6 protein-coding genes are annotated in these 7,244 nt (G+C 43.1%); all 6 read right to left on the reverse strand.

The window, feature by feature from the left end; all coding sequences use genetic code 11:
- Positions 1-51: 51 nt before the first annotated feature.
- Positions 52-729 (reverse strand): rhomboid family intramembrane serine protease, encoded by a 678-nt coding sequence (locus tag SMIDD28_RS09490; protein ID WP_061425756.1) that lies wholly within the window; start codon positions 727-729, stop codon positions 52-54.
- Positions 713-1,252, reverse strand: coding sequence for a 5-formyltetrahydrofolate cyclo-ligase (locus SMIDD28_RS09495; protein ID WP_061425757.1), 540 nt, complete (start codon positions 1,250-1,252; stop codon positions 713-715). The genes SMIDD28_RS09490 and SMIDD28_RS09495 overlap by 17 nt, the downstream gene beginning before the upstream one ends.
- 11 nt (positions 1,253-1,263) lie before the next feature.
- The gene (locus SMIDD28_RS09500; protein WP_061425758.1) at positions 1,264-2,394 is read right to left on the reverse strand and encodes an N-acetyldiaminopimelate deacetylase; all 1,131 of its coding nucleotides are present in this window, start codon (positions 2,392-2,394) and stop codon (positions 1,264-1,266) included.
- Between the two features lie 67 nt (positions 2,395-2,461).
- Entirely contained in the window at positions 2,462-3,160 is a 699-nt protein-coding gene (gene dapD, locus SMIDD28_RS09505) for a 2,3,4,5-tetrahydropyridine-2,6-dicarboxylate N-acetyltransferase (protein ID WP_000127460.1), read from the reverse strand.
- 228 nt (positions 3,161-3,388) lie between these two features.
- Positions 3,389-4,300: a DMT family transporter gene (locus SMIDD28_RS09510; RefSeq protein ID WP_061425856.1), complete on the reverse strand. Its 912-nt coding sequence runs from the start codon at positions 4,298-4,300 to the stop codon at positions 3,389-3,391.
- Between the two features lie 82 nt (positions 4,301-4,382).
- Positions 4,383-6,830, reverse strand: a complete 2,448-nt coding sequence (gene pbp1b / locus SMIDD28_RS09515; RefSeq protein ID WP_061425759.1) for a penicillin-binding protein PBP1B — start codon at positions 6,828-6,830, stop codon at positions 4,383-4,385.
- Positions 6,831-7,244: the final 414 nt, after the last annotated feature.

A 7,244-nucleotide genomic window follows, 5' to 3' on the forward strand; every position in this document is an offset into this window, starting at 1 on the left:
TTCAAAAAATGCCTTATCTTTTTTCATTACACAAATTGTCTTCCAACTTCTTCACATTCCCATTCCCTTGTAGAGAAGTAAGACTGCGAGTCCTACGAACAACACTAACGCTCCTAACCTCTGGCTAGTACGATACATCCATCTTTCTCCTCGAACTGGAAAGATAATTGCTAGAAATGCGCCACCAACTGCACCTCCGATATGACCTGCTAGACTGATTCCTGGAATCAGAACACTTCCAATAATGTTAACCACAAAAAGTGTCAGATAGGATTGCCCCAACTGCTGGATATAAGGATTACGAGTGGCATAGCGAAGAACAATAATTGCAGCAAATAGCCCATAGAGAGAAGTAGAAGCTCCTGCTGCTAAGGATTTTGGACTAAATACAAAAACAAAGAGATTGCCCATCATTCCAGATAAGAGATAGAGAAAGAAAAACTTCTTGGATCCGAAAATTTCCTCTACTTGCCTACCAAGATAATAGAGCGAAAGCATATTAACAATGAAATGCTCCCACCCAATATGAACAAAAATGGCAGAAAAGAGACGCCAAATCTGATCGGGAAAGATCCGAATAGCAGGCCCATACATGGCTCCAAATCGAAATAGGGTATCTGCCCTATAAAAGTTTCCTCCTGTGGTCACCAACATTAGTAGAAATACCAAGGCCGTCACTAAGAGAAAGAAACTCGTCACAGGGTAACGCCTATCAAAGATTTCTTTCATCAATCAGTACCTCCTGAACAGGAATATCATAATTTTCAGGGCTAAAGTCCCGAATTTGACAAGGATAAACTGTACTCAAAGTATGACCAGAAAAATGTTCCAGATAGCGGTCATAATAACCTCCACCGTATCCAATCCGATATCCTTCCGTCGTAAAAACCAGCCCCGGAACATGAATCAAATCAATCCGAGAGGCATCCACCACTTCCAAATCTCCCTGTGGTTCCAGTAAGCCAAAGGAAGTTTTTACCAACTGCTGCGGATCATAGACCACAAAGTCCATGCGCCCCTTGGGATAGGTTTTGGGTATCAGAACCTTCTTGCCGTCCTTCAACGCCTGCTCAATCAGTTCCTGCGTTTGAAACTCATGAGGAAAAGAGAGGTAGGTTGCGATGACCTTGGCTTCTTGGTAGAAGGGATGTTTCAAAAATTGATCCGTTAAAGCTTGATCCATAGCCTGTTTTTGCTCTTGAGATATAGCCTTCATTTCTTGCAAGACTTGCTTGCGTAATTCTGCTTTCATAGACAAGCCCTCTACTCTGCCGCCTTCTTTTTCAGGAAACTAGAAACCGCATCCACCCCAATAGCTAATGCTTCTTCCTTAGGACTCATCTGAGGGTGATGAAGGGCGTAGGGACTATCGATACCAAGCCAGAACATAACACCATCAACCTTTGAAAGGAGATAACCAAAGTCTTCACCTGTCATAGCAGGTTCAATATCAATTAACTCAATCCCCTCTTTTTCTTCAAAGAAGTCCATCAGTTCACGCGCCAAGACTGGATTATTCTCAACAGGCAGGTAACCCCCTTGTTTGAGTTCCACTTCGACTTCCATATCGAAGGCAGCTGCAACCCCTTCTGCAACTGTTTTGACCCGCTTTTGTACCAAGAGACTCATGTCCTGAGTCAAGGCCCGAATAGTTCCATGCAAAAAGGCTGTGTCTGTGATAACATTGTTGGTTGTTCCAGCCTGAAAAACGCCAAAGGTCACCACTGCTCCCTCGATTGGGTTGACATTGCGGCTGACAACTGACTGCACCTGGGTCACAAAGTAACTAGCCGCCACCAAGGCGTCATTAGCTTCATGTGGAAAGGCTGCGTGTCCTCCTTTGCCCTTGAAACGGATCTTCACCTCGCAAGTCCCTGCAAAGAGTGTATGAGTATTGGTCGCAATCTGACCAACCTTCAAATCTGGCCGAACATGAAGCCCATAAAACTGGTCTGGCAACCAGTCTCCAAAAGCATCAGCCTCATACATGAGCATGCCGCCAGCTTCATTTTCTTCAGCAGGTTGAAACAGAAAGAGCAGATTGTTCTTTGGTTGCTCCTCAAGGGCTCGCTCAAGACAGCCTAAGGCAATAGTCATATGAAAATCATGTCCACAAGCATGCATACGACTTTGGTGCTGAGAGGCGAAAGGAAGGCCTGTTTGCTCGATGATCGGCAGGCCATCAATATCTGTCCGCCAACCAATGGTACGCTCTGGTTGACTTCCCTGCAAGTAAACCAAAATACCTGTCCGCCAAGTACGAACTTGGACAAAATTCTTGCCCGCGATCAATTTCTCAATCACATCCAGCAAATAAGCCTGAGTCTTGAACTCCTCCAAGCCAATCTCTGGAATCTGGTGCAAATCTCGTCTAGTCTGAATCAAATCTAACATCTATCTATCCTCCTATATAGCAGAAAGAGGCTGGAAAAAGGGTTCCGCCTCTATTTTTCTTTTACAATTACAAGGTACGAAGCGCATCCTCTAGCGCTGTTTTTTGTTGGGTTTGGGCATCAATCTCTTTGATAATACGAGCTGGAACGCCTGCCACCACCACGTTTTCTGGGACATCTTGGGTAACAATAGCTCCTGCTGCGACAACTGAACCACTACCGATTTGGACCCCTTCGATAACCACTGCGTTGGCACCGATGAGAACATTGTCTCCAACACGGACTGGTTCTGCGCTAGCTGGCTCAATCACACCTGCCAAAACTGCACCTGCACCAACATGACTATTTTTCCCAACGATAGCACGGCCACCAAGGATAGCCCCCATGTCAATCATAGTTCCTGCACCAATTTCAGCACCGATATTGATAACAGCACCCATCATGATAACAGCATTGTCACCAATTTCAACCTGATCACGGATAATAGCACCTGGCTCGATACGAGCATTGATAGCACGTTTATCTAGCAAAGGAACTGCAGAATTACGAGCATCTTGCTCAACAACATAGTCTTGATTTTCTACCAAACCATCGAGAAGAGGAGCCACGTCCTTCCAGTCTCCAAATAGGACATTCCCTAGTTTGACAACAGAGCTTGGTACAGCAGTTGCGAGTTGTCCCTCAAAGGTTACTTTCACACTGGTTTTCTTTTCAGCATTGGCGATAAATTGGATAATTTCTTGTGCGTTCATTTTTGTAGCAGTCATAGGCGCCTCCTAGTTCATTTTAATGATACCTATTCTACCAAAAAAGGCCTCAAATTTGAAGCCTTTTTGTTTGTTTTTAGGTATGATTTTTAGGGATGTGAGATAAAACGTGCTGTCGGTAAAAGCAAGCCCCTACCGATACAACCTAAAAACACTCTTCACAACTATCTCCCCGTGTTTTATTGACTATTCTAGTATAGCACACTTTTAGAATTAAGAAAAGACTTTTTATTTACTTTCTTTCGCTTCTTCTATCGATAGAAAAATCATAGGCAAAATAATCAGGGCCATAGCTAGAAGAAGGGACCAATCCACTACCAATCCTAAAAATAAAACACTCAAAAGGGCAGAAGAGAGAGGTTCACTGGCACTGATAACGGAAACCACCAAAGGAGAAACCAAGGAAACGGCCTTCATGGAAATAAAAAAGGCAAAAGCCGTTCCAAAGAAAGCGATAATGAGACAAATCAAGATACTCCAAATATCAAGAGTAAAGGAAAGCTGGTAAACCGGCGAGAGGACATTGCTAAATAAACCGGCCAAAATCATCCCCCACCCAACCGTAGGTACAAAACCATAGCGCTTCGCAAAAGGTTGGGGCAAGATGACATTAAACATGACCCCCATGGCACTCAGCAGACCTGTCACAAGCGCTAGTGGTGTCATGGATAACTGAGAGAGATCTCCCTTTGTCGCCATCAGGCAAACACCCAACATGGCAACTAAAACATAAAAAATAGCGCTTTTTGACGCTCGTTTTTGATAAACCAAGCGATTGTAAAAGAGGATAAAAACTGGACTAATAAACTGTAAAATAGTTGCAGTCGCTGCATTTGAATATTCTACACAGAGATAGAAAAAATACTGGACTGAAAAAATTCCCAAAATAGCATAGGCTAGAAAGGGTAGGTAATTTTTCTTGTCTCGCCAAATATCTAACACTTGCGATTTTAATTGTATTGCAGACCAAATGAGTACAAGACCCCCTGCCAGTGTTAAACGCATTGAGGTAATCCAACCCGAAGACACCTGATAATGAGTAAAGAAATACTCTCCTAAAATTCCACAGATTCCCCATATTAAGCCAGATAGGAGCGAATAAATAGTTCCTTTAACAATCTTTTTCTGATACTGATTCATACCTTTATTGTAACACGAAAGGAAAAAAGAAAAAAGTGGCAATCCATTGATTAGCCACTTCATTTAGCACAGTTCATAGAACTTATCGTCTTGTCCTTGAAGCAGAAGGTCGTGTAGCACTTGAGCTACTACTTGAACTGCTGGAGCTTGATGGAGTTGGTAGACTCCCCACAATGCTAGACCAAGCATTCTGATAATCCGCATCACTTCCACCAATAGCAAAGCGATAACTGGTCGTTGGCGCTCCTGCCTTATTAGCCCAATAGCTGGTAACAGTCGAACCTGTGACCTCTACTTCTTTTCCTTCAACAGAAACCTTCCCTGGTTTTTGACCTGTTGATTTTAAGACTTCGGATTTTACGACACTAGGATCTAAAGCAAAGCGCTCGTTCCCCCAAATACTTGGGGAGGCTTGCTGAATCGCATTTACCAGATGAGCCATGTAATTAGAGTTATTGGAATAACCTGCTCTACGTGACAATGAATGATTATCATCATGCCCAATCCAGCCACCTAGGGTTAATCTAGGTGTCGAAAGCATGAGCCACATATTTTCGTCTTGGTTGGTTGTACCAGTCTTCCCAATCCAATCTGCATTAGCCAGAGTAGGATTTAAAGAAGTCAGATTCGTCTTGAAGGTTGTTGTCACACGAGAGGATAGAACTTCTCGCAGCAAGCCCTGCATAATTGTCGCAGTAGCTTTTGAATAGACTTGAACTGGTTTATCCTGATACTCATACACCACTCTACCATCTGCTGCTTCAATTTTAGAAATCACGTGTTTTTTATGATATAGACCATTATTTGCTAGGGTCTGATAGCCATTGGTATGCTGGGCAACTGTGACTTCAATACCACCACCCATCGGCAGGCTCTCAATACCGTACTCAGGAATCTCGTAGCCCATCTTTTCCATATAACCCTTGACATCAACACCCTTTTCACGGAGCATACGATAAGTCCAGTAAGCAGGGATATTCCATGAATAGTTCAGAGCTTCTCCCAAGGTCATCATTCCTGTTCCCTTGCTATTAGCATACATAATCGGATTGCCATTGGCAAAATTTGTTGGATAGTTAGACAGAATCGTCTCACTTCCCATCAAGCCCTGGTCAATAGCAATACCGTAGGCCAGCAAAGGCTTGGTAGTAGAAGCTGGCGAACGTTTGGTATCAAAGGCATGATTATTTTGATTTTCTTGATAATTACGACCACCTACAAAGCCTAGAATAGCACCTGTGTGGTTGTCCATCAGGACATTCCCTACTTCTACACGACCTGTTCCATCGTCTAAAAGATAGCCATAGTCAGCAACCGCATTTTGCATGGCAGAATGAATTTTCTGGTCTATGGTAGTAGTAATCTTATAACCACCATTTTCAATTTCCTTGGCTGCCAAATCGCGATAAAACTTCTGAGTTGCCTCATTTTTCAACTCCTTAGCGGAGACATTGTCTCTCTGAGCTAGATAGTCATACATACGTTCTTGAGCTTCTGCCAAAGTTGTAAAGTATAAATAGTCTCGTGAAATTCCTGTGACCGTGCCCGATGGTAAAAAGTCCTGTTTAAGGTCATAATCCTTGTACTGAGAATACTCGTCCTTGCTTAAGGCACCTGTGCGATACATACTGTAAAGAACTGCCTTAGCCCGTCTCAAGCCTATTTCCAAGTCTTCATCACTCTTCAACTCCCCAGTATTTTCATAAGGAGAGTAAGTAATGGGACTCTGTGGAAGTCCTGCTAAAAATGCTGCTTGAGGAACCGTCAACTGACTGGCATCTACACCGAAAATCCCCTCAGCTGCCTGCTGAGCCCCTGCAATATTCTGCCCCTTATTATTTCGGCCAAAGGGAGCCACATTGAGATAGGTCGTTAAAATCTCATCCTTATTCATGGCGCGTTCCAAGGCAAGAGCATCCACAATCTCTGTCGCCTTACGGGCCAAGGTCGGCGCATCTCCAACTACCTGCTGCTTAATCAGTTGCTGGGTCAAGGTTGAACCCCCACTAGAGGAACCCAAACCTACAAATTTCCCCAAGGTCGCACGAATCACCGCCTTGGGTACTACACCCTTATGTTCTTTGAAGTGTTCATCTTCCGTCGCAATGATAGCCTTCTTCAGATTTTCCGAAATTTGCTCAGATGAGATAGAAGTGCGCAACAAATCACTCTCTATGGAAGCAATCACCGTCCCATCCGCATAGGTAATCTCTGAAATAGAAGAGATGTCCTTGACCTGATTCACCAATTCTTCTGTCTGAGGCACCCGTACCTTGTCAAATAAGGCCACTCCGTACCCCAAAGCAATCCCAGCTCCCAACATTCCTCCTAGAAAACCGAGTACAAAGAGTAAGTTAAATAAGGCTTTTATACTCAGTAAAATAGCTGGTAAGATGGCTGGCCTATCTAAGGTTTTAGATTTTTTGGTACTTGAACCTTTCTTGCCAGGGCTAGCTGATTTTTTATTTTTTTGTTTTTGCTGGAAAAATTCCCGCATTTTTCGTTTTAATTCATTTAATTGATTTTGCATGGATTTCCTCACTTTATCTATTATACCACAAAAGGAAAACTTTCAATAAAATGGTAAATTCCCAAACTAAGTTCCACCGCTAGTAGAAGTGGAAGTTAGTCTGATAAAAATCGTAAAAACCAGTGGAAATCCGTGTCAGGGTAAGTTCCACTGGTTTTAATCATGCTTGATTTCATCGCTTTTGTAGCCGAAAAGAATAGAAAAAAAGAGCGCAAAAAATCCCCTCATCTGAAAGCGTTTCAGATTAAGTTCCGCTATGGTGGAAGTTAGTGTGAGACGTTTGAATGCGGTTAAAGGTTAGTTTTTAGAACTTATGTTGGAGTAATGTAGACGACTGACAGACGTCTTCTGCAGGTATTTTAGAAATGCCGAGAAGCTTAGGAATCTCTTCTCCATAGGTAAATGCAAAGAGCT

The organism is Streptococcus mitis (assembly GCF_001579045.1).
Taxonomy (GTDB): Bacteria; Bacillota; Bacilli; order Lactobacillales; family Streptococcaceae; genus Streptococcus; species Streptococcus mitis_D.